Origin of the sequence: uncultured Rothia sp., assembly GCF_963507905.1 — a bacterium.
Lineage (GTDB): Bacteria > Actinomycetota > Actinomycetes > Actinomycetales > Micrococcaceae > Rothia.
The window spans coordinates 143739-169200 of record NZ_CAUOUU010000001.1 but is presented as its reverse complement, the minus strand read 5'-3'; the positions used below and the strand labels follow the sequence as shown (position 1 = coordinate 169200).

General features: G+C 59.5%; 21 protein-coding genes. 6 read left to right on the top strand and 15 right to left on the bottom strand.

What is annotated here, in order from left to right; all coding sequences use genetic code 11:
• The first annotated feature begins 52 nt into the window (after positions 1–52).
• Complete coding sequence (locus RQ593_RS00735) at positions 53–565, top strand: mycothiol transferase (protein ID WP_311449535.1); 513 nt, start codon at positions 53–55, stop codon at positions 563–565.
• Positions 566–654: 89 nt separating this feature from the next.
• Here the strand turns inward: RQ593_RS00735 and rlmC are convergent, their stop codons facing one another.
• Positions 655–1788, bottom strand: a complete 1134-nt coding sequence (gene rlmC, locus RQ593_RS00730) for a 23S rRNA (uracil(747)-C(5))-methyltransferase RlmC (protein ID WP_311449534.1) — start codon at positions 1786–1788, stop codon at positions 655–657.
• Positions 1789–2278: 490 nt separating this feature from the next.
• Between rlmC and RQ593_RS00725 the strand changes: the two genes are divergently transcribed.
• Positions 2279–3559 carry a transposase gene (locus RQ593_RS00725; RefSeq protein ID WP_311449533.1) on the top strand — a complete coding sequence of 427 codons (1281 nt, stop codon included), beginning with the start codon at positions 2279–2281 and terminating at the stop codon, positions 3557–3559.
• 50 nt (positions 3560–3609) lie between these two features.
• On the opposite strand, the gene groL is transcribed toward RQ593_RS00725, so the two are convergent.
• The 3 genes from groL to RQ593_RS00710 form a co-directional block, all read right to left on the bottom strand.
• Entirely contained in the window at positions 3610–5232 is a 1623-nt protein-coding gene (gene groL / locus RQ593_RS00720) for a chaperonin GroEL (RefSeq protein ID WP_049346117.1), read from the bottom strand.
• A gap of 390 nt (positions 5233–5622) precedes the next feature.
• Positions 5623–6213 (bottom strand): LytR C-terminal domain-containing protein, encoded by a 591-nt coding sequence (locus RQ593_RS00715; RefSeq protein WP_049357314.1) that lies wholly within the window; start codon positions 6211–6213, stop codon positions 5623–5625.
• Positions 6214–6485: 272 nt separating this feature from the next.
• Positions 6486–6791, bottom strand: coding sequence for a DUF3263 domain-containing protein (locus RQ593_RS00710; protein ID WP_049338388.1), 306 nt, complete (start codon positions 6789–6791; stop codon positions 6486–6488).
• A gap of 187 nt (positions 6792–6978) precedes the next feature.
• Here RQ593_RS00710 and RQ593_RS00705 point away from each other — a divergent pair, with 187 nt between their 5' ends.
• Entirely contained in the window at positions 6979–7650 is a 672-nt protein-coding gene (locus RQ593_RS00705; RefSeq protein ID WP_005504509.1) for a uracil-DNA glycosylase, read from the top strand.
• Positions 7651–7789: 139 nt separating this feature from the next.
• Here RQ593_RS00705 and RQ593_RS00700 read toward each other — a convergent pair whose 3' ends face one another.
• The 8 genes from RQ593_RS00700 to RQ593_RS00665 all read right to left on the bottom strand — a co-directional run bounded on the left by RQ593_RS00700 (position 7790) and on the right by RQ593_RS00665 (position 18775).
• Positions 7790–9925 carry a threonine/serine exporter ThrE family protein gene (locus RQ593_RS00700; protein WP_294458214.1) on the bottom strand — a complete coding sequence of 712 codons (2136 nt, stop codon included), beginning with the start codon at positions 9923–9925 and terminating at the stop codon, positions 7790–7792.
• Positions 9926–10340: 415 nt separating this feature from the next.
• Entirely contained in the window at positions 10341–10619 is a 279-nt protein-coding gene (locus tag RQ593_RS00695) for an HPr family phosphocarrier protein (RefSeq protein ID WP_005504506.1), read from the bottom strand.
• A 234-nt stretch (positions 10620–10853) separates the two neighbouring features.
• A complete protein-coding gene (gene ptsP, locus RQ593_RS00690; protein ID WP_070832109.1) occupies positions 10854–12548 on the bottom strand; it encodes a phosphoenolpyruvate--protein phosphotransferase in 1695 nt (564 codons plus the stop codon).
• A 99-nt stretch (positions 12549–12647) separates the two neighbouring features.
• Positions 12648–14657 carry a fructose-specific PTS transporter subunit EIIC gene (locus RQ593_RS00685; RefSeq protein ID WP_311449532.1) on the bottom strand — a complete coding sequence of 670 codons (2010 nt, stop codon included), beginning with the start codon at positions 14655–14657 and terminating at the stop codon, positions 12648–12650.
• 190 nt (positions 14658–14847) lie between these two features.
• Positions 14848–15798, bottom strand: coding sequence for a 1-phosphofructokinase family hexose kinase (locus RQ593_RS00680; RefSeq protein ID WP_311449531.1), 951 nt, complete (start codon positions 15796–15798; stop codon positions 14848–14850).
• Complete coding sequence (locus RQ593_RS00675) at positions 15798–16589, bottom strand: DeoR/GlpR family DNA-binding transcription regulator (RefSeq protein ID WP_005504500.1); 792 nt, start codon at positions 16587–16589, stop codon at positions 15798–15800. The genes RQ593_RS00680 and RQ593_RS00675 overlap by 1 nt, the downstream gene beginning before the upstream one ends.
• Before the next feature lie 426 nt (positions 16590–17015).
• Positions 17016–17450 carry a VanZ family protein gene (locus RQ593_RS00670; RefSeq protein WP_311449530.1) on the bottom strand — a complete coding sequence of 145 codons (435 nt, stop codon included), beginning with the start codon at positions 17448–17450 and terminating at the stop codon, positions 17016–17018.
• Positions 17438–18775 (bottom strand): histidine phosphatase family protein, encoded by a 1338-nt coding sequence (locus RQ593_RS00665; protein WP_311449529.1) that lies wholly within the window; start codon positions 18773–18775, stop codon positions 17438–17440. The genes RQ593_RS00670 and RQ593_RS00665 overlap by 13 nt, the downstream gene beginning before the upstream one ends.
• Before the next feature lie 265 nt (positions 18776–19040).
• Between RQ593_RS00665 and RQ593_RS00660 the strand changes: the two genes are divergently transcribed.
• From RQ593_RS00660 to RQ593_RS00650, 3 genes are all read left to right on the top strand, one after another.
• Positions 19041–20018, top strand: a complete 978-nt coding sequence (locus RQ593_RS00660; protein WP_311449528.1) for an ATP-binding cassette domain-containing protein — start codon at positions 19041–19043, stop codon at positions 20016–20018.
• Positions 20018–21436 (top strand): ABC transporter permease, encoded by a 1419-nt coding sequence (locus RQ593_RS00655; RefSeq protein ID WP_311449527.1) that lies wholly within the window; start codon positions 20018–20020, stop codon positions 21434–21436. Before RQ593_RS00660 ends, RQ593_RS00655 begins: the two co-directional genes overlap by 1 nt.
• A gap of 176 nt (positions 21437–21612) precedes the next feature.
• Positions 21613–22368 (top strand): HAD family phosphatase, encoded by a 756-nt coding sequence (locus tag RQ593_RS00650; RefSeq protein ID WP_311449526.1) that lies wholly within the window; start codon positions 21613–21615, stop codon positions 22366–22368.
• Between the two features lie 199 nt (positions 22369–22567).
• Here RQ593_RS00650 and RQ593_RS00645 read toward each other — a convergent pair whose 3' ends face one another.
• The 3 genes from RQ593_RS00645 to RQ593_RS00635 all read right to left on the bottom strand — a co-directional run bounded on the left by RQ593_RS00645 (position 22568) and on the right by RQ593_RS00635 (position 25345).
• Complete coding sequence (locus RQ593_RS00645) at positions 22568–23263, bottom strand: methionine ABC transporter permease (RefSeq protein WP_311449525.1); 696 nt, start codon at positions 23261–23263, stop codon at positions 22568–22570.
• Positions 23264–24319 carry a methionine ABC transporter ATP-binding protein gene (locus RQ593_RS00640; RefSeq protein WP_049353211.1) on the bottom strand — a complete coding sequence of 352 codons (1056 nt, stop codon included), beginning with the start codon at positions 24317–24319 and terminating at the stop codon, positions 23264–23266.
• Positions 24320–24460: 141 nt separating this feature from the next.
• A complete protein-coding gene (locus RQ593_RS00635) occupies positions 24461–25345 on the bottom strand; it encodes a MetQ/NlpA family ABC transporter substrate-binding protein (RefSeq protein ID WP_070507239.1) in 885 nt (294 codons plus the stop codon).
• Positions 25346–25462: the final 117 nt, after the last annotated feature.

Genomic DNA, 25462 nt, shown 5'->3' with positions numbered 1-25462 from the left:
GACTGAAACTACCCGGCTCCCTGCAAGGAGCCAGCATCTTCAGGAGGATTCCATGAAAACCCAAGACATTCTGCGTGACGCCGCCAGCCGCCCCGGCATCGAAGCCGCCGTGGCAGTCAAGGGGCTGTCAGCCGAGGCTTTGAACGCCCACCCGGGCGGGCACCCGAACTCTATTGCCTGGCTGCTCTGGCATGCCGGACGGCAGATGGACCTGCTGCTCTCCGCCCTGAACGGTCAGCCGCAGGTCTGGGAGACTCAGGGCTTCAGGGAGCGTTTCAACCTGGGCGAACTCGGTGACACCATGGGCTACGGCCACACCGCCGAGCAGGCCCGCTCCATCGTGGTTGAAGATTCTGCGCTGATGGTGGAATACCTTGTGGCAACTGGCGAGGCGCTCGCGGACTACGCGGAGACGCTGAGCGAGGCTGATTTGAGTGAGATTATTGACCGTTCCTGGACTCCGGCGGTGACTCGCGGTGTGCGCCTGGTCAGCATGATTGACGATGCGGCGCAGCACGTGGGTCAGGCGGCGTACGCGGCGGGTATTCTCGCGGCGCAGGGCTAGAATTTCACACCCGCTAGAGGGGAACGAAAAAGCGGTGGCGCCTCGGATTGTTATCTCCGAGGCGCCACCGCCTATGCTTCTAAAAGCCGCTACTGGCGCTGCAACAGCACCATGACCTCGTAGTGGTCCGTATGCGGGAACATATCCAGCACGCGGCCCTGCACCGGCGCATACGACGGCATGCGCACCAGGTCCTTCGCCAGGGTCACCGCGTTACAGCTCGAATACACCACGCGGTCAATACCCGAGCCCTCAATCCACGCGCACAGGCTCTCACCAATACCGCGGCGCGGCGGGTTCACCACCAGCATCTGCGGCACCGCACCCGAAGACACCGCGAACTCCGGCGCGTCCTGCGCCGAAAAGTTCACGCCCTCCAACCCGTACTCAGCGACCGTACGCTGCGCCGAAGCGACCGCCTCCGTACTAATCTCAATACCGGTCACCAAGCCGCCATCCATCACCGAGGCCGCATGCAGGGCAAAACCACCCACGCCACAGTACAGGTCCCACAGCGAGCGCGGAGCCACCTCACGCACCCACTCACGGCCCTGCGCATACATCGCCTCAGCGACCTTCGTGTTCGTCTGGAAGAAGCTCTGCGGGCGCAGGTGCAGGGTCAGGTCGTTCACCCGCATCGGCAGGGTCTGACGCTCCGACAGGATAATCTCCTCATCACCCTCAACACGTGCTACCGGCTCACGCAGCAGGTTCACCGACAGCACCGCCAGGTTCGGCAGCCGCTCATTCAGCCAGTCCATTTGGCGGCGAATCGGCACCAGAAGCTTCTTCGAACGCAACACAAAACGCACCATTAGCTCGTCCGCCGCCGAAGCCGTCACCAGAATATTCTTCAGCTCACCGCGACGATTCGGAATGTCGTAGGGGATCAGGTCTGTGCGCTGAATCAGCTCACGCAACACCGGAATGGCCGCCTGAATCGGCTCCATATAGAGCGGGCATTCGCCAAGATCAGTGGACGCACCCGTACGGTAATCCACGATGCCCAGGGTCGGGTTCTTCGCCGAACCACCCACCACAAGCTTCGCCTTATTGCGGAAACCCGCCTCTGCGCTGGTTACCGGGTCCAGCCACTGCAGCTGCGGGTACGCGGCAAGCAGGGCGCGGGCGTGCTCCTGCTTCGCCTGCACCTGCGCGGTGTAGGCGGTCTCAATGCTGGGGCAGGAGGAGCAGAGGTCTTCACGAAAATAGGCACATTCCATAGGGGCACCATTTTACCGCCTCCACGAGCCGGCACGCCGCCGGCCTGTCACACACGAGCGCTTAGGAGCGCGAAGGACCCGATGGCCGAGTCCCGGGGGTCCCGGGGCGACGATTTACTTTCAATACCGACCGATACGACCCCACCGAAAGCACGGAGAGCCCTGAAAAAACCGACAGCACGCCAAGAAAGCCCAGGCACGAGGCAACGGCTCCGGCAGAAAAGACAGAGCCGATGGATCCAACCGAGAATACCGAGCCAATCGAAAACACCGAGTTCACGGAGCCAATACTGCAGAACGAGTTCACCGACCCGATGCTCAGAATCGATCCCCGCGAGCCGATGCTCTTCACGCTCCGGTTGGTGCAGTCCGGGGCCTGTGAAAGATGAGAGGAAGACGTGGTGTTAGAGCTCATGTTCTCAGCTTATCTTGTGAAAGACGTAGACATCCTTCGAAAACATTCCATGTCCTAACAGGTCGTCCACCGACAATGACGAAACACATCCCACTCAAACGCTCTGCAAAATATACTAAGAATATGCTTAAGCGTTACCGCTATCGTGCTTACCCAAAGCCGGGTCAGGTCGAACCCATTGCCCAGCTCTTTGGGTGCGTTCGTGTGGTCTACAATGACGCTTTAGCGTATGCACAAGATACGTACCGTAAGACGGGTAGGAAGCCGTCTGCTGCTGAGCTTTCAGCTAGATTAACGCAAAGCAAGAAAACCGAGGAACGGGTTTGGCTTGCTGAGGTATCGTCCGTGCCCTTGCAACAATCCCTGAGAGATTTAGATAAGGCATACAAGGCTTTCTTCGATACTGTTACGGGTAAACGCAAGGGCAAACAGGGCGCAGGCGTACCCCGTTTCAAAAAACGTGGTAACCGCCAGGCCGCTCGATTCACTGCGAATGCAGTATTCCGCGTTAGAGAAACTACTCACAGAGTTGGGTTTGTACGGTTGCCAAAGATTGGTGAAGTGAAGTTTGTCTTGTCTCGCCCCCTGCCATCTGAACCATCATCTGTGACGTTGATTCGCGAGCCGGATGGGGCATATTACGTTTCTTTTGTTGTTGATGTAGAACCTATCCCGGCTCCGCATCCAACAGCATATGCAGTTGGCGTAGATATGGGCTTAAAACATCTGGCAGCTACGGTAAATAGCGAGGGAAACCGAACCTTGTTCGCAAATCCTCGACCTCTACACCAAGCAGAGAAGAAGCTAGCCAAACTTCAACGCCAGCTTTCCCACAAAAAGCGTGGAAGCCACCGCTATGAAAGGCAACGTATCCGTGTAGCTAAAGCCTACGCAAAAGTAAAACATACCCGTACTCATTATTTACATCAGATAGCCAACCAGATTGTTGACGAGAACCAAGTCATCGCTTTGGAAAATCTGATATCAGCTGACCTAGTACGAACACATTTAGGAAAATCCATCATGGATGCTGGCTGGGGACAGCTACGCCGTCTAATCATGGAAAAAGCAGCAGAGCGAGGCCGACGCGTTGTATTTGCGGACCGTTTTGCGCCTACAACACAGGCATGTTCTGTCTGCGGAGCATCTGAGGGTAAAAAACCTCTAAAGGTCCGCACTTGGGTATGCTCACACTGCAACACGCGTTTAGACCGAGATTTGAATGCGTGTGTAAATATCATGCTCGCCGCAGGGCTTGCGGAGAGCCTAAACGAACAGAAGAGACATGTAAGACATCTGCTTGCAGATGCTGTAGTCGCCGACGCTGTTAACCCACTAAAAGCCGCACACCTCTAAGAGAGGTGTGCGGCTAGTAGGAATCCATCTCAATTATGAGGTGGAGGAGGTCACATCATGCCGCCCATTGCGTCCGCACCGGGAGCAGCCGCACCAGCGGGCTCCGGCTTGTTGGCAACAACAGCCTCAGTGGTCAGGAACAGACCAGCAATCGACGCAGCGTTCTGCAGAGCCGAACGGGTCACCTTCACCGGGTCAGCAATACCAGCAGCCATCAGGTCCTCGTACTCGCCGGTCGCAGCGTTCAGGCCGGTACCAGCAGGCAGGGAACGAACGCGGTCAACCACAACGCCCGGCTCCAGGCCAGCGTTAGCAGCGATCTGCTTCAGCGGTGCGTCAATAGCCACGCGCACAATGTTCGCGCCGGTCGCCTCGTCGCCGGTCAGCTCCAGCTTGTCGAAGACCTTCACGCCAGCCTGAATCAGAGCAACGCCACCACCGGGAACGATACCCTCCTCAACAGCAGCCTTAGCGTTACGCACAGCATCCTCAATGCGGTGCTTGCGTTCCTTCAGCTCAACCTCAGTTGCGGCACCAGCCTTCAGCACAGCAACACCACCGGCGAGCTTAGCCAGGCGCTCCTGCAGCTTCTCACGGTCGTAGTCGGAGTCAGAGTTAGCGATCTCTGCGCGAATCTGAGCCACGCGACCCTCGATAGCTGCTGCGTCGCCTGCACCCTCGATGATGGTGGTCTCGTCCTTGGTCACAACGACCTTGCGGGCGGAACCGAGCATGTCCAGGGTTGCTGCGTCCAGGGACAGGCCAACCTCTTCGGTAATGACCTGGCCACCGGTCAGGATAGCGATATCAGCCATCTGAGCCTTACGGCGGTCACCGAAGCCCGGAGCCTTCACAGCAACAGACTTGATGGAGCCGCGCATCTTGTTCAGCACCAGCAGAGCCAGAGCCTCACCCTCAACGTCCTCAGCAACGATCAGCAGCGGCTTGCCGGACTGCATGACCTTCTCCAGGACGGGAACGAGGTCCTTAACGTTCGAAATCTTCTGGTTCACAACCAGGATGTAGGGGTCCTCCAGGACTGCTTCCTGACGCTCCGGGTCGGTCACAAAGTAACCCGACAGGAAGCCCTTGTCGAAGCGCATACCCTCAGTCAGTTCGAGGTGCAGACCGAAAGTGTTGGAGTCCTCAACGGTGATGACGCCTTCCTTGCCGACCTTCTCCATTGCCTCAGCAATGAGCTTGCCGATCTCAGCGTCGCCAGCGGAAATAGACGCGGTTGCAGCGATCTCTTCCTCGGTCTCAACTTCCTTCGCGGAGGAGAGCAGAGCCTCGGTCACAGCCTCAACAGCCTTCTCAATGCCGCGCTTGAGGCTCAGCGGGTCAGCGCCAGCAGCCACGTTGCGCAGGCCCTCGCGGACCAGTGCCTGAGCCAGAACGGTAGCGGTGGTGGTACCGTCACCTGCGATGTCGTCAGTCTTCTTAGCAACTTCCTTGACGAGCTCCGCACCAATCTTCTCGTACGGATCCTCCAGCTCGATTTCCTTCGCGATCGAGACACCGTCGTTGGTGATGGTGGGGGCGCCCCACGCCTTCTCCAGCACAACGTTGCGGCCGCGGGGGCCGAGGGTCACCTTCACTGCATCGGCGAGGGTGTTCAAACCGCGCTCAAGGCCGCGGCGTGCCTCTTCGTCAAAAGCAATGAGCTTTGCCATAAGTGTCCTCCTGGACGATCGGATTTTTTCCTTCACCCCTGCGGGTGCGGTACATCTAAAATCGGGTGGCTGCCCCTCCACAACACCCCCGTTACGGAGGCGCGGGCAGAGCAGGGCATAAAGCACCCGAACGCTACATCAATTGTGGCACCCGCACCGGCATGGAGCAAACGTTTAAGCCCAAGGTTGAAGGGTTAATCGCCCAGTGCTTAATCTGCGCTCATCAACCCCGCCAAAAGGGGCGTTAAAAGCATCAACCCCACCCGGCGCATCAGTGGAATTGCGCGGATGGGGTTGAACAGAAGTCGTTATGGTTGAAACAGCTGGCGCGGGCTTAGATTCGAGGGCTTAGACTCGCGGGCTTAGGATCACCCGGGCAACCGCCTGAACCTATTCCGCGGCAGTAGCGGAGCCGGTGTAATCCGACGACAGAATCACGATGACCTCGTGGTTGCCCATCTGTACATCGGAAGTTGCCTGACGCACCTGAGTAATACCCAGCTTCGAGGCGATGCTCTGCGCCTGCGACTGGTAGCCCTCAGCGTAGTAGACCACGCTGGTTGCCGGTGCCACACCCGTGTAGTTTGCCGTCTCGTTGATGGTGTAGCCGGTCAGCAGAGCCGCCGCACGGGATGCACTACCCGCAGGAGCCGCCGCATTGTAGACCGCCACAGAGATGGACTCAGCCAGACCGGTCTTCGTAGCACTTGCCGAAGCGGAAGCCTTAGCCGGCGCAGAGGACGCAGAGGCGCTTGCGGGGGCGGAGCTACTTTTCGCGGTGGACGCCGAATACTGCGGGGAGGCGGTGCGCGGCGCGTACACGTACATTGCGCCGCCGATGAGCAGACCAACTACGCCTGCAGCTACCAGGGGGATGGCGCCCTTGGGGCTCTTTGCCGGGTCAGCATTGACCGCGCGGTAGGTTCCGCGGCGGGCGGTGTTTTCGTCTACCTCGTCAAATTCGTCGCGGGGGTAGCTCATTTATCCTCATTTCACGGGTCTCTGTTTACCGGCTGGTACCGTACCACCCTGCCTGGCGCATGGGCTGACGCATCGCGCGGCTGCGGAAGGCGCGGTCTTGGTGTTCTAGTACCTAGAGTACCGTCTCATCTAGCGAGAACCAACGTGAACGCCCCGCAACCGGCTGTGAAAGAGACGGACACCGCACAGTGTTCAATCTCTGGTTGAACTTGAGGTGTGCGGGGTTGAAAGCAGGAGTTGGAGAGCTCGCACGGCTCCCCCAGTTTGAGCCCCTAGTCAGCGTCTCGGCGGGCGCGCAGAACGTCGATCATCTGCGGCGCTGCGGCGCGTACCCGCTCATCATCCAGCATCACGTTCAGGCGCTGGTAGTAGGCAATCGGGGTGAATCCGGCGGCGATAATCGCCTTCTCTTTGGAGCCCTGGTGTTTGAAGCGGCGGCGCTCCACCTCAAGGATGCGGCGCTCCACCGGGGTCAGGCCACCGGGTTGGTTCTCTACTTCCGGCTGGTTCTGTACTTCCGGCTGGTTTTCTACTTCCGTCTGGGTCTCAGCGGTTTCAGCGCGTTCCTGTTCTGACACGTTCCCTCCTGTCTGCAGCTCGTCTGCCGCGGCTGGCGTCTCCTAGCGCGTGTATCCGTCATCCCCTAGTCTAGAGGAGGACCTCAGTCTAGAAGAGAAACTCAGTCTAGAAGAGAAACGTTCATCCCGCGCCCGGTTCCGTCACCGTCCGGGTTGCATCAGCACCAGGAGATTCCCGAGGAGATTCATGAACCAGCCCCTCAGTAGCATTATGAGCGAGGATTGGGCGGCAGCACTTGCCCCCGTCGAAGAGCAGATTCACGCCATGGGCGCTTTCCTGCGTGAGGAGCACGCGGCGGGGTACCGTACTTTCCCGCCTGCTGCCGATATTTTCAATGCGTTCCGCCGCCCGATGAGCGGGGTGAAGGTCCTCATTATTGGTCAGGACCCCTACCCTACTCCGGGCAATGCGATGGGTCTGTCGTTCTCGGTGCACCGCGGTATGCCGTTGCCTCGTTCGCTGAACAATATTTACAAGGAACTTGAGGACGATCTGGGTATTGCCCCGGCTGATCACGGTGACCTGTCCTGCTGGGCTGATGAGGGTGTCATGCTGCTCAACAGGGTTTTGACGGTGCGCGAGTCTGATGCGGGTTCGCACCGCGGTAAGGGTTGGGAGGAAATCACCGAGTGCGCTATCCGTGCACTGGTGGCGCGTAACCAGCCGCTGGTTGGCCTGCTGTGGGGTGCGGATGCGCGCAAGTGCGCACCTATGTTGCAGCCGTACCCGAGCGTGGAGTCGGCACATCCCTCGCCACTGTCTGCTCGCCGTGGTTTCTTTGGTTCGCGCCCGTTCTCGACCGTAAATTCCCTGCTGGTGCAGCAGGGGGCGGAGCCGGTGGATTGGACGGTCCGCTAGGCGCAGCACATGAGCCAGTATGAGAGCTGGCGCAATGGGCGTAGTGAAGGGGCGGTAGCTTGTGAGTTCACCTCGCAGGCTACCGCCCCTTCCCAACATCCAATATATGCAATATTGGCTATATACCCTTGAAAAAGGGCTAAGAATCAGCCGGTTCCACGTTTCGCGGAGTCGTAAAACGCTGTAGTGCATACTGCATCGTGTAATTACCCAACGCAACACCCGAAGCCATCGCCACCACAATCGAAACCGCCGTAATCATATTCTGCATACCCAGAATCACGTCCGTCTCAACCGTCAACAAATACATGCCGCGGAAGAACGACAGACCCGGTAGCAAGAACGTAATCGCCGGAATCGAGAAGATCGCCTGAGGCACATGCAGACGGTACGCAAAATACGTGCTCAACGCACCAATCACAACCGCCGCACACGCCGTCGGACCGCGACCAGTACTCGGGCCAGCCAGCAGCTCATAACCGTAATACGCCGCCAGACCGCAGCCCGTAATGACCATCAGCCACCCGACCTTCACCAGCTTCGTCTGCAAGGTAATCGCAAAGGTCGCAATCGCCACCAGGAAGAAGAACGACGCCACCAGCGGGGTTGTCGGCTCAAAACGCAACTGCTCAATATCCAGGGTCGGGCCGTTGAAAATATTGATCGCGCTCACCGCGGTCGCAATGCCAACCACCAGACCCAAGAAGCTCATGCCCGTAGACACGAAACGACCCGCAGCCGTCACCGGGAAGCCATTAATCGCGTCCTGTACGGCACCCACCAGACGCGGAGTCGGCAAGAACATAATCATGCCCGCAGCCACCACCAGAGGCGCCGAAATCGCCTCCCCCTGACGCTGCAACACCGAAAGAATGGATCCCTCACCGCCCAGCCAAATCGCCAAGAAGGTCATCAGACCCGCACTAGCAGCCATACGAAAGAACGCCGGAATACCAATCGAACTCAACCACTGAATCAGCAGGTACACCGGAATAAAAATAATCGCCGCACTCAACGCCGTCGCAAAACTTGCACCCAGCGCCGCCGTTAGGGTTCCGGCACACGCCAGGTTCGCCAACCACACCACCAGAGGCGGGAACGGCTTGGGTCGGTGGGTAATCTGGTTCAGCTTCAAATCAGCCATTTCCAGGGTCATACCACCGCGAGTAATCTTGTAGATTAGGCCGTACACCTCAGAAAGCGCCTCGTAGTTCTCCGTAGAGGAACGCACCACACGCACCAGGGTGTGCGTAAAGCGCTCCTCAGCGTTCGCATTGCGCTTGGCGATGCGGGACTCCATGTAAATATCGGGGTCCGAAGTGTAGTTGATGGTCACCGACTGGTTCGTAATGTCGACTTCCACAGAGTCCAGCCCGTACGCCGAAGAGACCGCAATAATCGCCGAGTCCACGTCCATTGCATCCGCACCGTAGTGGAACATCGCCTCCGCCAGGCGCAGGGTGAAGTTCAGAGTATCGCGGGCGTACTCCTTCTCACGGCGGAACGCCTCACGGCGCTCATGCTCCTCAGAGCGGATCGTCGGCACGAACTGGCGCTGCGCGATGCGCTGGGCACCGCGCGGGGCGGCGGGTGCCGCCTCCTCAGTGCGCACGAAGGAGCGGAAGCGACGCGAACCCCAGCGACCACCGCTACCGCGCCCAAACAGGCCGCGAGAGCCGCCCTCAACCAGCGGTACGGAGGTGGTGGGCATCGAGACAGGCCCGGTCTTCGGCATTGCGGTAGGTTCCGCACCGTAGCGTCGGGCTGCGTGAGAGTTGGGCACCTGCGGAATCATGCCGGTCATGGGCACCGGCTGGGAGGGGCGGGTCAGCGCCGCCTCGGTCACCAGGTTGCTGGAGGTGACGGGGTTCGGTTCCTCGCGGTATGCGTCCAGGTCGTCGTCAGGTACGAGGGAGGGGTCAATGACGGTGCGCGCACCGTGGCCGTTAGGGATCGGCTCGGGATCGCTGGCGGGCTCTACCTCCTGCGAGGTGATGCCCATATCCGCTGCGGCTTCCTGCAGTACCTCGCTGACAGCTTCAGCAGCGACGGTACCCTCCGAGCTCTTCGTGGAGGCGGTCTGCTGAGCCAGCACGCGGCGCAATTTCTCGTCGGTGACCTGATCTAGCGAAACCAGGGGAAAACCGCGTTTACCGGCAATGTAGCCCGCGGTGGTGTTCTGCTCGCTTCCTTCCGTTGCGGCAGTATTTGCCTCGCCTGCATGCGAAGCTTCCCGCGGTTTGGATTCCGCGGGGGTGTTCCTCGATTCTGCCAATGTCCCTCCCAGATAGACAGTGCCTTTTTAGTCTAACAAGGGCACGATTCTGCGGTAGCACTGGGACGCAGAAATATCACTTTTCTGACCGGTGGTTTTGCACGCAAAAAGCGCACTGCGTAACCAACACCAAATATCTTCATCGATATGTAGAGAAATCCGGGGCGCTACTGTACAGAAGATATTTGGGGATATATTTTTGGAGCTATTTCCGAGGGAAAATAAAGGTTATATATACATTAAGATTTAGCAGAGAAATATTCCCCATGCCCCACCCACACCTCAATAAAAAATGAATTATTCATAACAAAAAAATATCCCGCCACCGAAGTGACGGGATATTCACGCTTTAAGGCTGTAGCCTTCACAGCATCCGAAGCGCACCGCTCGGGGTCACTTCAGAGGCGAAAGTCAATTACTCAGCGTCGTGGTCGGTCTCGAGGATCTTAACCAGCGAGTCCAGAGCCTCTTCAGCACCTTCACCCTCAGCGCGCAGGACAACAACGTCGCCGTGCTTTGCACCCAGGGACATCAGGGACAGAATCGATGCAGCGTCCATAGCCTCATCTGCGGGCTCGCCCTTAGCAGCGATGGTCACCTCAACGGGGAGGTCGCCAGCTGCCTCAGCGAAGATAGCTGCCGGACGTGCGTGCAGGCCAACACGGCTTGCAATAGTGGCTTCGCGCTCTGCCATTATGTTTCTCCTTTGATCAAGGAACTGAAAATATATCAGTACCTATTCTAAATGAACGGGGCGCTTCAGGACCCGCCCTTACTCTATAAATTGTACCGTTCAGCCATACGCTAACAAGTACCAAAAATGCCGGATGCAGAAATAAAACTCTACACCCGGCATTTTTATGGACTCAGGCACCGCCCAGCACACCCCATCAAGGCGCGGCAGGCAGCCCCGAAATCGTTTTAAGGCTTAGAGGCCCAGCTCATCCAGAATCGGCAGAGCCTTGCGTGCGCTCTCCTTCGCCTCAGCAGAAGAAATCTGCTGCAGAGCGATAGCCGCAATCTGCTGTGCCTTCTCCTTGGTCACGGACTTCAGAACCGCAGCCACAGCGGGAATAGCACCAGCGTTCATGGACAGGGTGTCAACACCCAGACCAATCAGAACAACAGCCAGAGCCGGGTCAGCCGCAGCCTCACCACAGACGCTCACGTACTTCTTCTTACCCGCGGTGACCGATGCACGCTGAGCACCCTCAACGGTCATCTTAATCATCTTCAGCACTGCAGGCTGCCAGGGGTTGTTCAGGTGTGCCAGGTCGCCCAGCAGACGGTCAGCCGCCATGGTGTACTGGGTCAGGTCGTTGGTGCCGATGGACACGAAGTCGACCTCGCCCAGGATTGCCTCAGCGTTCATCACAGCTGCGGGGGTCTCAACCATCACACCGTGAACGGGCAGGCCAATCTCCTTGAGCATGTTCGCGAAGTTGCGTGCCTCGGAGGTGGTCGAAATCATCGGAGCCATAACCCAGATGTCAGCGTCGGAGTCCTCAGAAGCAGCCTTGATAGCCTCCAGCTGGCGGGTCAGAACGCCCGGAACGGTCCAGTCAGTACGGAAACCGCGAACACCCAGTGCGGGGTTCTCCTCGGGGTTCACGTTCAGGAACGGCAGGGGCTTGTCAGCGCCAGCGTCCAGGGTACGAACCACAATGTGCTTGCCGGGGAATGCGTCAAACACGGACTTGTAGGTCTTAGCCTGAGTCTCAATGGAAGGCTCAGAGTCGTGGCCCAGGAAGCCGAACTCGGTGCGCAGCAGGCCAACACCCTCAGCCTTTAGGCTTGCAGCCTTCTCAGCGGACTTGCCGTCACCAACGTTTGCGTACAGCTCAACGCGGGTGCCGTCAGCCAGCACGCCCTGACCGTCGAAGTCAGCGACGGGCTTACGGTTTGCGTACTTGATTGCTGCCTCACGGTCAGCGTCGGTGGGCTCGGTGTCAACGATGCCTTCGTTGGAGTCCACGTAGACGACGGTGCCGTCAGCAATCTCGGTCACACCCTTAGCGGCCACAATAGCGGGCAGGCCCAGGCCGCGAGCCAAAATAGCGGTGTGCGCCTGGGGGCCGCCGTCAGAGGTGATCAGGGCGATAACCTTCTCGGGGTCCAGGGTCGCGGTATCAGCCGGTGCCAGGTCAATAGCGGCCAGGATGAACGGCTCATCAGAAACGGGGATGCCGGGAGCCTGCTGGTCGGTCAGCTCAGCAACAATGCGGGCACGCACGTCGTGGATGTCGGTGACGCGCTCAGCCATGTAGCCACCCAGGGCAGCCATCTGGTCTGCGAAGGAGGTTGCAGCCTCCCAGATAGCGCGCTCGGGAGCCATCTCCTGAGTCTCAACCAGCTTAATAGCGCTCTTGATGAGTGCACGGTCGGTAGCCATCTGAGAGGTAGACTTCAGAACAGCCTTGCCGTCACGGCTAGCGTGCTCTGCACGAGCGAGCAGGTCTTCCTTCACGCGGACCGATGCGTCCTTAATGCGCTGCGCTGCAGCCTCAGCGGTCTCGCCGCTCAGACGCAGACCGTCCTTGGGTTCCTCGATGGGCTTAGGCATCTGAAGAACGGGGCCAATAACGCGGCCGGCGTATACGCCGACGCCCTTGTAGGTAGTCATAAATTCATGTCCTATCTGTGGTTTGTCTACAGTGTAACGTGTTTTTTCACGCTCACGCCTGCAAACAGACGATCAAATGAAGGTGAGGTTATACGGCCTTTATGCGGATGCCTTAGAGCGGGCACCCAGGGACTTCAGCACCACGTACAGTAGCGCCGAAACAACGGTACCGGCAACAACAGCCGCCAGGAACATCAGCGGGTTCTGTGCCAGACCAATAATCCAAATACCACCGTGCGGAGCCGGGGAAGCCACGTGCGCACCCATGGAGATTGCACCGGCAATAGCGCCACCAACAATGGTCGAAGGAATCACGCGAGCCGGGTCAGCCGACGCGAAGGGAATAGCACCCTCAGAGATGAAGGATGCACCCAGCAGCCACGCAGCCTTACCGTTCTCACGCTCGTTCTCGTTGAACAGCTTGGGGCGCAGGGTGGTTGCCAGAGCCATAGCCAGCGGCGGAACCATACCGGAAATAATGACGGCAGCCATGATTTCCTGGTTCACGGTCGCACCCGAGGACAGGCCAGCGGTTGCGAAGAGGTAAGCAGCCTTGTTGATGGGGCCACCCAGGTCAGAAGCCATCATGGCGCCCAGGATCAGACCCAGCAGCAGAGCGGAACCACCAGACATGGAGGTCAGCCAATCCTGCAGGGTGGTCATAACCCAAGCCAGGGGCGCACCGAGCAGCAGGTACATTGCCAGGCCTGCAACCAGAGAAGTCACCAGCGGGGTGATGACCACGGGCATCATCGAGCCAAGCCAGCGGGGCAGCTTCAGGGTGCCCAGAGCGTACGCAATCAGACCGGCGAGAATACCGCCAACAATACCGCCAAGGAAGCCCGCGTTCACCGCAAGAGCCACCGAACCGGCGATGAAGCCCGGAGCAATACCGGGACGCTGAGCCAAACCGTACGCAATGTACGCGGCAAGAGCCGGAACCATCAGGCTCAGACCGAAACCACCGATGGTCTGCAGAACAGCACCCAGGTACAGGGTCCAGTGCACATCACCGAGGTTGAACAGGGTTGCCGAGTCAAGAATCGCCTTGGTGTTCACATCGCCAAGGTTCGGCACCGTAATTGCCTCGAAAACGAAGCCCAGAGCGACCAGAATACCGCCGGCGGCAACGAACGGAATCATGTAGGAGATACCGGTCATCACGGCCTTGTAGATGCGCGAGCCCCAAGCGCCTTCGGTAGCGCCTGCGCTGTCCTCACCGCTGGATGCGGCAGCGGCAACGCGTGCACCGTTGGGGTTCTCGGCCTCAGCCAGAGCCTCCGCAATCATTTCCTTAGGCTCGTCAATACCGCGCTTGACGGGAGACTCAACAAAGGGCTTACCTGCGAAGCGGTTACGCTCACGCACGTTCACCGACACCGCAAAAATCACGGCGTCTGCGGCGTCAATATCAGCCTGAGTCAGCTTCTCGTTACCCGAGGAGCCCTGGGTTTCAACCTTCAGGTCGTAGCCGAGCTCTTCAGCAGCGTACTTGAGGGCGTCCGCAGCCATGTAGGTGTGAGCAATACCGGTGGGGCACGCGGTCACAGCAACGATCTTCTTCACCGGAGCCGAAGCAGCGGGGGTTTCCTGAGCGGAGACGGCAGCTGCGGCGGCGGGTGCAGCCTCGGCGGGCTTGGCCTCTGCCTTCTTCTCGCCCACGCCGAGCGCACCGTTGACCAGCTCAACAATCTCTTCAGCCGAGGAGGCTTCGCGCAGGGACGCGGTGAAGCTCTTCTTCATCAGGGAGCGTGCCAGGGTGGAGAGCAGCTTCAGGTGGGCCTGGTCAGCGCCATCGGGTGCAGCAATGAAGAAAATCAGGTCGGCGGGGCCGTCCTTTGCACCGAAGGAAACTGCCGGGTTGGGGCGTGCCATTGCCAGGGTCGGCTCGGTGACGGCGGCGCTACGGCAGTGCGGAATCGCAATACCGCCGGGGATACCGGTGTCAGTCTTGGATTCGCGTGCCTCGGCAGCCGCGTAGAGCTGCTCGAAGTCGGTAGCGCGTCCAGCATTTACGACTGTCTGGGCGAGCTTGGCAATTACGTCGAATCGGGTCTCGCCGAGGTTCTCGTCCAGCAGGACGAGATCTGCGGTGATCAGATCAGACATATTCCCTCCTCGGGTATGTGTTGGGGCGGGGATTCGCTCAGCGGTGCCGGGCTTCTCCCCTATATGAGTTCAAAGTGTGCGCAGTGTGTGTTGAGTGTGCAGCGTGCGTATATGTGTGACATATGCGCACAGCACCCCAGCTTATATTCCCTTCTGAGAATAAAAGCCGGAGGTGCGAAAACAGCCCGAATTAGAGCTGCAGCTGACGAACAGTGACCTTCTCAGGAGTGGTCTGCTCCAGCGAAGGCATGCGGGTACCGGGCAGAGCAGCAGCAGCCGAACCGTGAGCTACCGCCTGAACCAAGCAACCGGGGGCATCCTCACCACGGGTGTGAGCAATCAAGAAACCGGACAGCGACGAGTCACCGGCACCCACAGTGCTACGAACCTGAATCGGCTCGTGCACAGCGTGCCAAATACCCTGCTCAGTGACCAGCACTGCACCGCCGCCGCCGAGGGTGGCAAGCACGTACTCGATGCCGTCGCCGAGCAGCTTCTGGGCGGTGCGGGCGGTCAGCTCGGGGCTAGCCTCCAGCTCCTCCCAGTTATCGCCACCGGTCAGCTGAGCCAGCTCCTCCGAGTTGGGCTTAATCAGGGTGGGCTTGTGCTCACCGGCGACGGTCGCAATCAGCGGCGCCTCAGAGGTATCAATCGCGATCTTGCCCTCGTAGCCGGAGGCGCGCAGTGCCGCCACCAGCTCGGAGTAGTAGGTCGGTTCCAGGCCCGGAGGCAGCGAACCAGCCAAAACCACCCAGTCGGCACCCTTGGAACGCTCAACCACCAGCTCGTCCAGCTTCTGACGCAGTTCAGCATCAAAAACGGTGCCGGGGGCGTTCAGCTTGGTGGTGGTGCCATCCGGGTCAACCACGGTGATGTTCGAGCGAATCGGCTCACCGGTGGGCAGGTTAGCGAACTCAACGTCCACAGCCTGCAGTGCGGTCAGCACCGGGTCGGTGGCTTCACCGGGCACAATGGCGAGGGTCGGCACGCCGGAAACCTGCAGAGCGCGGGAAATATTCACGCCCTTGCCACCGGGATCCTGTACGGCGCCGACAGCACGCTGCACGGCACCGTGGGCCAGGGGCGCACCGAGTTCAATGGTACGGTCCAGGCTGGGGTTGGTGGTCAGAGTAATAATCATTAGGCAATCACAATCTCAACGTTTGCGGCCTCAAGTGCCTGACGGAGGGCACCTTCGGGCTCGCGATCGGTAATGAGGGTGTCAATATCCTCAAATCCGGCGAAGCGGACCAGGGATTCCTGACCGAACTTCGCGGAGTCACAGAGCAAGACAACGCGGCGGGCCGCCTTGCAAATTGCGGTCTTGACGATGGCTTCGTTCATCCCGGGGGTGGAGATGCCGAAGTGGGCTTCAATACCGTTGGCACCAATGAAAGCAATATCGGGACGCATGGTGCCGAAGTGCTCTGCGGCGCGTGCACCAACAGCAGCCCAGGTCATCTTGCGCAACTGACCGCCAACCAGTTCAAGGGTCACGCCTTCGGCTTCGGCGAGCTTGACTGCAATGTGCAGTGCATGGGTGATGACGATGCGGTCATTGCCGGTCTTGAGGCTGAAGTTTTCGGCGCCGATGTGGTCGGCGAGAATTTCGATGGTGGAGCCTGCGTCCAGGACGATGGAGCCCGCCTCGGAGTCGCGCAGCATCTGGTATGCCTTAGTGGCGATGCGGCGCTTCTCGGGAGTGTTCATACCCTGTCGGGAGGAGATGGAGGACTCCAGGGAGGTGGACTGCTCAATGGTGACAGCACCACCGTGGACACGGCGGAGCTTACCTGCTTCTTCCAGTGCGGCGAGGTCACGACGCACGGTCTCCATGGTCACATCGTAACGGCGCGCAAGGTCAGCGCCGTTGACACGACGTGCGGAGGCAACAAGCTTTGCAATTTCGGCACGGCGTTCTTCTGCGAACATAAATCTGGTGTTCCTTTGGGCTAGTGGGAGGAAATCTGTGCGTTCTTTTCTGCGTTCTGCTCGGCTTTTATGGCCGTGAGAGACATGGTTTCAGCGAGCCAGCAGAGCGCTTGAGGGTAATACTTGATTTTATGTGGGTTTTTGTGGGCAAGTCAATATAAAACGCTGTATTTACCGGAATATTACCCGAACGTTCCCTACCGAAACCACACTATGTTGGGAACCACTGCCTGTTTATGTCTGTTTGACCTAATGAGCTGTTGGGTTTTCCCACTCCCCACCATCCGCGCCCACTATCCACATAGTGCCAAGCACCTACACTGCGCCCTCATGAGGACAAAAAGTGGAGGCGCCGGCTCCGAGAACCCTCGACGAAAACCCTCGCCGAGAACCCACGAAATCAGCGCCTCCACCGGGCACAGAACCTTACTTACCTGTACGTTCGCGACGCACGCGACGCCAACGATGCACACCCAAAGCACCCGCCGCACCCAGCAGGGCACCGGAACCGTTCATCAGCACATCCACCGGGTCGCCGGTGCGATCAGGCATGAAACTCTGAATTGTCTCAATGCAGGCGCTGACCAGGAACCCCGCGTACAGCACGTGCGGGCGAGCCTTCGGCTTGAGCAGCAGGGCGAAAAGAAAACCGCCCGGAATGAACATGATGACGTTCGAGAGCTGCTCGATGCTCGAATAGGTGATGAACGCAGGCAGCCAGCCCTCGGCGTGGCCGCTATCCAAAAACTGCGCCAGGCGGCCGCCCATCTCGTTATCGTCCACGTGCACGGGGGCGAACACGATACTCGCCACCGTCGCGCAGTACAGCGCCGTGACGGGCCAGAGAATCAGTCGCCACACGCGAGCGCCGAAGTGACCGCTACCGGGTTGTGCTTTGACCAAACAAGGCGACCCGCCTCGTCGAACTGCTTGGTCGAGTCCCACGCGAACAGGCCCGGCACGTCAATCGTGAGCGGTTCGGCATTCGGCACGGTCACGGTCCACTCTTCACCGGCTGCTGCGGAGAGGGCGCGGCGGATAAAGCTGCCGTGGCTGACGGCAATAATCTTCTGGTCGCCCGAGGCTTCAGAGATTTCACGCACGATATTGCGCAGGGTACGCACCGCACGAATGTATACGTCACGCTCGGATTCCACGTTCGGGTAGTAGCGTTCCGGGGCGCGGCGTTCAGGGGCGGGAATGTCCAGGCCCTCGCCGGCACCGTAGGCGCGTTCTACCAGCTCGGGGTAGGTCTTGTGCACCTGCAGGTCGAAGTGCTCACCGACCAGCTGCGCCGTCTCGTGGGCGCGGGATAGCGGCGAGGACACCAGCACGGTGAATTCCAGGCCCATGTCGGCAAGCTTCTTGCCGGTGGTGCGTGCCTGCTCGCGGCCGGTGTCGTTGAGCGGGATGTCGGTGATGCCCTGCATCAGGTTCGCCTTGTTCCAGTCGGTCTGGCCGTGACGAATCAGGGTGAGGGTCGTGTTCTCGGCCCCCGCCGGGACCTCTTCGGGGCCCAGCTCGGGTTCCAGGTGCTGCACGAGCAGGCGGTCGATTGCCTCGTCCAGGTATTGCAGGGGCACCTCGGTCAGGGAGGCGTTCACCGGGATCGGGTAGATGCCGTCTTCGTTGAGCAGTTCGGGGTGGCGGTCTGCGACCAGGGCGGTCATGGTCAAGGCAATGAGCATGCCGTGCGCGGCGACCACAACGGTCTGGCCCTCGTATTCGCGGCGGACGCGGTTCAGCGCCCCGAGGGAGCGGGCGAGGAAGTCCTTCTTGGGTTCCACGTTGTACGCGTTATTGGACTGACGGGAGGCGAGAATCAGCTCGCGGGTAGCGACCTGGCCCTCCAGGTCGCCAAAGGAACGTTCCTGGAAGCCGTCAACGGCGCCACGGTAGGGTACGCCCAGGCCTTCGGCTACAATTTCGGCGCTTTCTACGGCGCGGGAAAGGGGCGAGGAGACGATAGCGTCCACGGTGGTGCCCTCAGCTGCCGCCTGCTGCAGGGCGCCGATAGCGGTGCGGACCTGCTCCCTGCCGGTGTCGTTGAGGGGGATGTCGGTGCCGCCCTGGAATCGGTGGTCGATGTTCCAGTCGGTCTGGCCGTGGCGCAGGAAGATGATGCGGGTTCCTGCCTCGGGGTTGGCTACCGGAGTGATGATGGGGGTGTTCTGTGCGTCGGTCATCCTTCTAGTATGGCACTGCCTCCGTGTAGTTCAAGGCTTCCGTGCGGTTCAAGGCCTCGGTGCAGTTCAAGGGGTGCGCGGCTTATCCCTTCTGCTGAGGCGTGCTCATACCGCGGTATGAGGTGCGGGGCGGTTGAGCGCCCGGTCGGGCGAATTTTTACAGGGTTTTCCCATATTTTTCAGCCCCCAGACGGAGGGGTGAGCCGCCAAGAAGCTGAGATGATAGAAATGTACTTCCGTTAGTTCATACCCAATGAAGGTTGTCATGACGCAGAATCCTCAATCCCAGAACCCGCAGTTCCAGGCTCAGAACCCGTACTCAATGACCCCTCCGCAGGCGGCGCAGCCTGCCGGTCAGTATTCCGCTCAGCCCGGTCAGCAGAGTCAGCCCGCTCAGCCCGGTCAGCCTAACCAGCAGGCGGGCTACTATCAGGGTCAGCAGGGCTACCCGACTCAGGCGCCTCAGCAGATGCAGCAGGCGCCCTTCGCACGCGGTGCGATTATTTCTGCCCGTAACCTGCACAAGTCGTACGGAAATAACCCGGTGCTGCGTAACGTGAGCCTCGATATTTACCCGGGCGAGTCCGTGGCGATTATGGGTCCTTCCGGTTCCGGTAAGACCACCCTGTTGCACGCGCTTTCGGGCATTATCAAGCTCGATGCCGGTTCTGTGCTATTCAATGGCCCGACCGGTCAGGTGGCGGTGGAGTCCCTCAGTGAGCGTGAGCGCACCTCCCTGCGCGCTAACTCCTTTGGTTTCGTGTTCCAGCAGGGTCTGCTGGTTCCCGAGCTGACCGCGGAGGAGAACGTCTCCCTCGCCGCGATGATTGCCGGTGTTCCCCGCCAGCAGGCGCGTTCCATTTCGGCTGATCTGCTGAACCGTCTGGGTTTGGGGCAGATGCTGGACCGCCGTATGGGTGAGATGTCCGGTGGTCAGGCTCAGCGTGTGGCGATTGCCCGCTCCCAGGTGAATGGTGCCCCCGTGACTTTCGCGGATGAGCCGACCGGTGCGCTGGATTCGAAGACTGCGCGTGAGGTGATGGCTCTGCTGCTGACCATGATTCCGCAGCAGGGTAAGACTCTGCTGGTGGTGACTCACGACCCGAACGTGGCGGCTGCGTGCTCCCGCGTGGTGTACCTGCAGGACGGTCAGATTGTGAGCGATCAGCGCAATAGCCAGGGCGGTGTTCCCGCGCAGAACGGCTTCCAGAACCTCGGCGCTCAGTCTCAGGCAGGTGCATAATGCAAATCTATGCTCTACTCGCCAAGCGAACCCTATGGAGTTCGCAGGCGATTCTTCCCGTGCTGGCTTTTGCCGCCTCCTCGGCACTGTTTTTGACGGTTGCCGGTGGTGTTCAGGCGCTGAGTACGTGGCTTGAGCACGCCAACGTTGACCACGAAATGATCAACCTGATGGGCATTCAGAAGCTCTACATGGGTTTGGCGTGGGTTGCCGCTCTGGTGCTGATTGTTCCGCTCTTTACCCTGGGCGCTTCGGCTGCTCGTTTGAGTGCCCGCCGCCGTGATGAGCGTCTGGCTTCCTTGCGTCTGATTGGTGCCTCCACGACCCTGATTGTGGGTCTGTCGGTGGCGGACGCGCTGGTGTACTCTCTTGTGGGTTTCATCATCGGTCTGTTGCTTTACCTGGTGCTGATTTTCCCGTTCGGCGCCCTGCACTTCATGAACGTTCCGCTGGGTGCTGAGAATATGCTCCTGCCGGTGAGCGTGATTTTCTACTGCTTCCTGGGCTGTATGGTTCTGGCGGCTCTCAGCTCCCTCTTCGGTTTGGCGAAGGTCAGCATTAGCCCGCTGGGTGTGCGTACCCGCGCGAAGGCTGGTTCCGCCGGTTACATTGCTCTGGGTATCGGTGTTGTTCTGGTCATTGCCGTGATGATTCTGGCATCGACCTCGAAGGGTTTTAGCATGTTCTCGCCCTTCCAGGACGGCGGTGCCGATAGCGCGATTAAGAACCTAGCGATTTTCATTGCTCTGCCGGGTCTGCTGATGATGGTTGCTATCGACCTGATTGGTACCTTCCTGGTGTGGGCGTACGCAAAGATTCGTGTGCGTATGACCCAGAAGGCATCGGTTCTGCTCGGTTACCGTGCGGTGCTGGAGTCCCCGCGCGGGGCGTGGCGTCAGGTTTCGGGTGTGGCACTGTCGACCTTCTTGGTGACCTTCTTCGGCCCCATCCTGATTCTGGCGGGTGAGATGAACAAAACGGCGAAGGAGGTAGGCCCCGCCGCCGGCCCCTTCATGACCATCATGTCGGACATGTTCCAGGGCATGCTGCTCATGCTGTTCTTCTCGTACCTGCTGGTCACTCTCTCCGCAGTGTTGAACCAGAGTGCCGCCATTTACGAGCGTGGTTCCCTCTACTCTTCGCTGAATATGATGGGTACCCCCACGAGGCTGCTGCAGGCTTCGCGCCTTACCGTGGTTTTCGGTCCGCTGGTGCTCATCAGCGTGGTTTCTGCGCTGCTGGGTCTGCCGCTGACGGCGTTGATTGCGGCGCAGGGTCTTTCCGGTGAGATTCTGACGAAGATGTTCGGTATGACCTTCGGCGCTATTGCGCTGGGTCTGGTGCTGGTCTATGTGGGCCTGCTGGCGACCATTCCGTTTATGCGTCAGGTGACCCATAAGCCGGTGTCTGCTCTCTAAGCTGTTTTAGCTTCTACCCTCCCGTTGCGTCCGTTCTGGATGCGGCGGGAGGGTTTCTTCATGTCCAACGTTTGTGTTGCGTGCTTTTGTACCCTCACCCGGTTTGCACCCTGCATGTTTTCTCACGCACCGGGCCACCGCTTCCATCGCCTAAAGCCCTGTGAGAGACTGACATTATGTTTGAACACACAGTACCCTCCGATTGGTTCCCCCGCTGCGCAATCTTCGACTGCGACGGCATCCTCCTCGACTCCGAGACCGTCTGGAACGATGTGCAGCGTGAGCTTTTCGCACGCTGGTCTGTTCCCTTCACCGAGGAGGTGGAGCATCGCCTCACCGGCCTGGCGGCAGCCGACGTCGCGCAGGAGCTTGCCCTGCTCTCCTACGAGGCGCAGAACGGTCAGAAGCCGGACACCGCCTCCGCAGAGTACGCCGAGCACCATGAACGCGTGATGAAGGATCTGCTCACCACCGAGCACGAGGTCATCAGCTCCGGCGTGGACCTGATTGAGGGTGCGCAACAGTTCCTGGGCTTCCTGAGTGAGCACATGCCGGTTGCGGTGGCGTCGAACTCCACCGCGAACATTCTGACCCTGAAAATGGAAAGCTACGGTTACGCCCCGCTGGTGCGCACCTGGGTCAGCAGCAACGACGTTCCGACCGGTAAGCCCGCCCCGGACATGTACCTGGAGGCGGCACGTCGCCTCGGCTTTGAAGGTCACGAGGCGCTGGCGTTCGAGGACTCCCCCGCGGGCGCGCAGGCGGCACGTGACGCCGGTACGAAGGTCATGATTTACGTTCCGGAAGGCACCGACCCGGCAAAGGCACCGACCGGTTTTGGGCGCTTCGATTCGTTCAATGACCCGCAGCTCTGGGAGGCGGCACGCACCTGGATCGCCAAGCTTGAGGCGGCACAGCAGTCTGAGGCATAGCAGTCTATGGCGGCGCAGGGCTAAGCAGCAGGGCTAAGCACCTACCGTAGACACCTCACCGCCTCACCGCGCCACCGCCTCACCTGATAGGCAGCATCAAGAAAGACCCCCGGCCCGCTCCTCAAGGAGCAGACCGGGGGTCTTCTATGTTGTATCAGCCGTACCTACAGTACCTACAAGGCCTACAAGGGGCACGAGCTTATCGGCGCATAACCTTCTTCGCCAGGAAGTTACCGATGAACTGAACCAGCTGAACCAGGACGATAATAATCGCCACAACAGCCCAGGTGATCTCATCGTTGAAGCGCTGGTAGCCGTCCACAATCGCGATCTTACCCAGACCGCCAGCACCCACGTAACCGGCCATAGCGGACATATCCACCACGCCAATGACGAGGAAGGTGTAACCGAGGATCAGCGGGCCAAGCGCCTCCGGAATCATCACGGTGAACAGGATAGTCAGCTTCGAAGCGCCCATCGCGCGCGCCGCCTCAATCACACCCGGGTCAATGGAGACCATGTTCTGCTCCACGATACGGGCAATAGCGAATGCAGCACCGAAGCTCATCGCGAAGACCGCCGCATTCACGCCCAGGCGGGTACCCACCACGGCGCTCGTCAGCGGACCCAAAGCCGCAATCAAAATAATGAACGGAATCGGGCGAATCACGTTCACCAGAATATTCAGGACCGTGTACACAAAGCGGTTCTGGAAGATATTACCCTCACGGGTGGTGTACAGCAGAGCACCCACAATCAGACCAACCAGACCGGCGCACACCATGGTGATAGTCACCATGTAGAACGTATCGCCGATAGCCGGGAGCAGCTTTTCGGGCAGGAACTCGGACCAGTCCGTCTTAGACGCAGCCAGCGGAAGAGTAGTAGCAAACATTTAGCGCACCTCCTGCACGCGGGCAACGGTCTTCAGTTCAGCAACGGCGGCATCAATGCTGGTGATTTCGCCGAGAAGTTCCAGGGTGAGGGTACCGTACGCCTTGCCCTGCAGGGTCTCAATACCGCCGCCCACAATGTTGAAGCGGACGTTACGGGCGCCCAGGTAGGACAGCACCTTACCGAGCTCCTGGTTGCCCTCCACGATTTCAACGTTGATGAGGTAACCCTTGTGGTTAGCGCGCAGCTCAGCCGCTTCCTTGCCGGTGGGGGCGAGCTTGACGGTGGTCGCCACGAACAGCTTCGCCACATCGGTCTGCGGGTTGGAGAAGACGTCGTAGACGTTGCCCTGCTCCACCACACGGCCGGACTCCATGACTGCCACACGGTCAGCAATGCTGGAGACCACGTCCATCTCATGGGTAATGACCACGACGGTCACGCCCAGTTCGCGGTTCACACGCTTAAGGAGCGCAAGCACTTCATGAGTGGTTTCCGGGTCCAGCGCGCTAGTGGACTCATCCGCCAGTAGCAGGGCGGGGCTGGTCGCGAGCGCACGGGCAATACCCACGCGCTGCTTCTGACCGCCCGAAAGCTGGTTCGGGTAGTGGCCTGCGCGGTCGGCAAGACCCACGAACTCGAGCATTTCCAGGGCGCGGGCGCGGCGGTCCTTCTTAGACCAGCCGGCAATCTTCAGGGGGAACTCAACGTTACCGAGCACGGTGCGGGAGTTCATCAGGTTAAACTGCTGGAAGATCATACCGATGTTGGTGCGTGCTTCGCGCAGTTCGGAGTCGCGCTTACCGGAAATCTCGAAGCCGCCAACGGTCAGGGTGCCACTGGTGGTGGTTTCCAGGCCGTTAATGAGGCGGACCAGGGTGGACTTACCGGCGCCGGAGTAGCCGATAATTGCAAAGATTTCACCGCGGTTAATGGTGAGGGAGACGTTGTCGACAGCAACTACTGCCTTGGGGCCGTTGCCGAAGACCTTGGAGACTCCGTCCAGAACCACCATGGGCGAGGTGCTGTCGCCGAAGCTCTGTGCCAGTTCACTCATAAATATGTATCCGTAAATGTCGTGGTTGGGGCGCTAAAGGGCCTTAACGCCGTTACGCAAAGGACGGTAAGCCTTCACCCGCATCGGGTTCTTAGACTTACCGCCTTTGCGTATGCCTAGAGGAGGCGTGTATTTAGAAGATTACTTCTTGGCGCGCAGCTTGGCTTCTTCGTTAGCCAGGGACTGACGCAGCTCGTCGGTGCTCACGTTGACCTCAACGGCGGTGCCGCGGGTCTCTTCCTGAACGACGTCCATGACGGCCTTGGAGTGGAAGAGTTCAACGATCTTCTTGTAGGTCTCGTCGTCAGCCTTGTCCTTCTGAGCAACGAAGAGGTTCACGTACTTGATTGCCGAGGGGTCGGTCTTGGGGTCGTCCTGAGCCAGTGCGTCTGCGGGCTTCAGGCCTGCATCCTTGAGGAAGTCGTTGTTGACGACTGCGCCGTCAGCGGACTCCATGCCAACCACGGTCTGGGTTGCGTCAACAGGGGTGACCTTCACCTTGGAGTTAGCGGTGTCCACGTCGTCGATGGTGGGTGCGTCAACGTCAGCGTTCTTGAAGGTAACCAGACCGTTGGTCTTCAGCAGCTTCAGTGCGCGTGCTTCGTTCACGGTGTCGTTCGGGATAACGATCTCGCCGCCCTGGGGGATGTCAGCCAGCTTGGAGTGCTTCTTGGAGAACAGAGCCATCGGGTAGATGACGGTCGGGCCGACAATCTGCAGATCCTTGTTAGCGCTCACGTTGTAGTTAGACAGGTACGCGATGTGCTGGAAGCGGTTCATGTCGATGTCACCGGCGTCCAGTGCGGGGTTCGGCTCGGTGTAAGCGCTGAACTCCTTGTACTCAATGTCGATACCCTGCTTCTTAGCTTCTTCCTTCAGGGTCTTGTTGAACTTCTCAGAGCCAACCACACCGATGGTGACCTTCTTGGATGCGGAAGAGGAGGAAGAGGAGGAGTTGGTGGAACCGCAGGCTGCCAGGCCAAAGACCATGGGGACAACTGCGAGAGCAGCAGCAAACTTCTTCACGGCTATGAATCTTTCTGTTGAATGATGATGCGTTCCACCGGGTGCTGACGTTGGTATTAGCACGTCCGATGGGAATGATGATGGGACAATTACAGCACGCGCGGGGGCGGGTGTGGA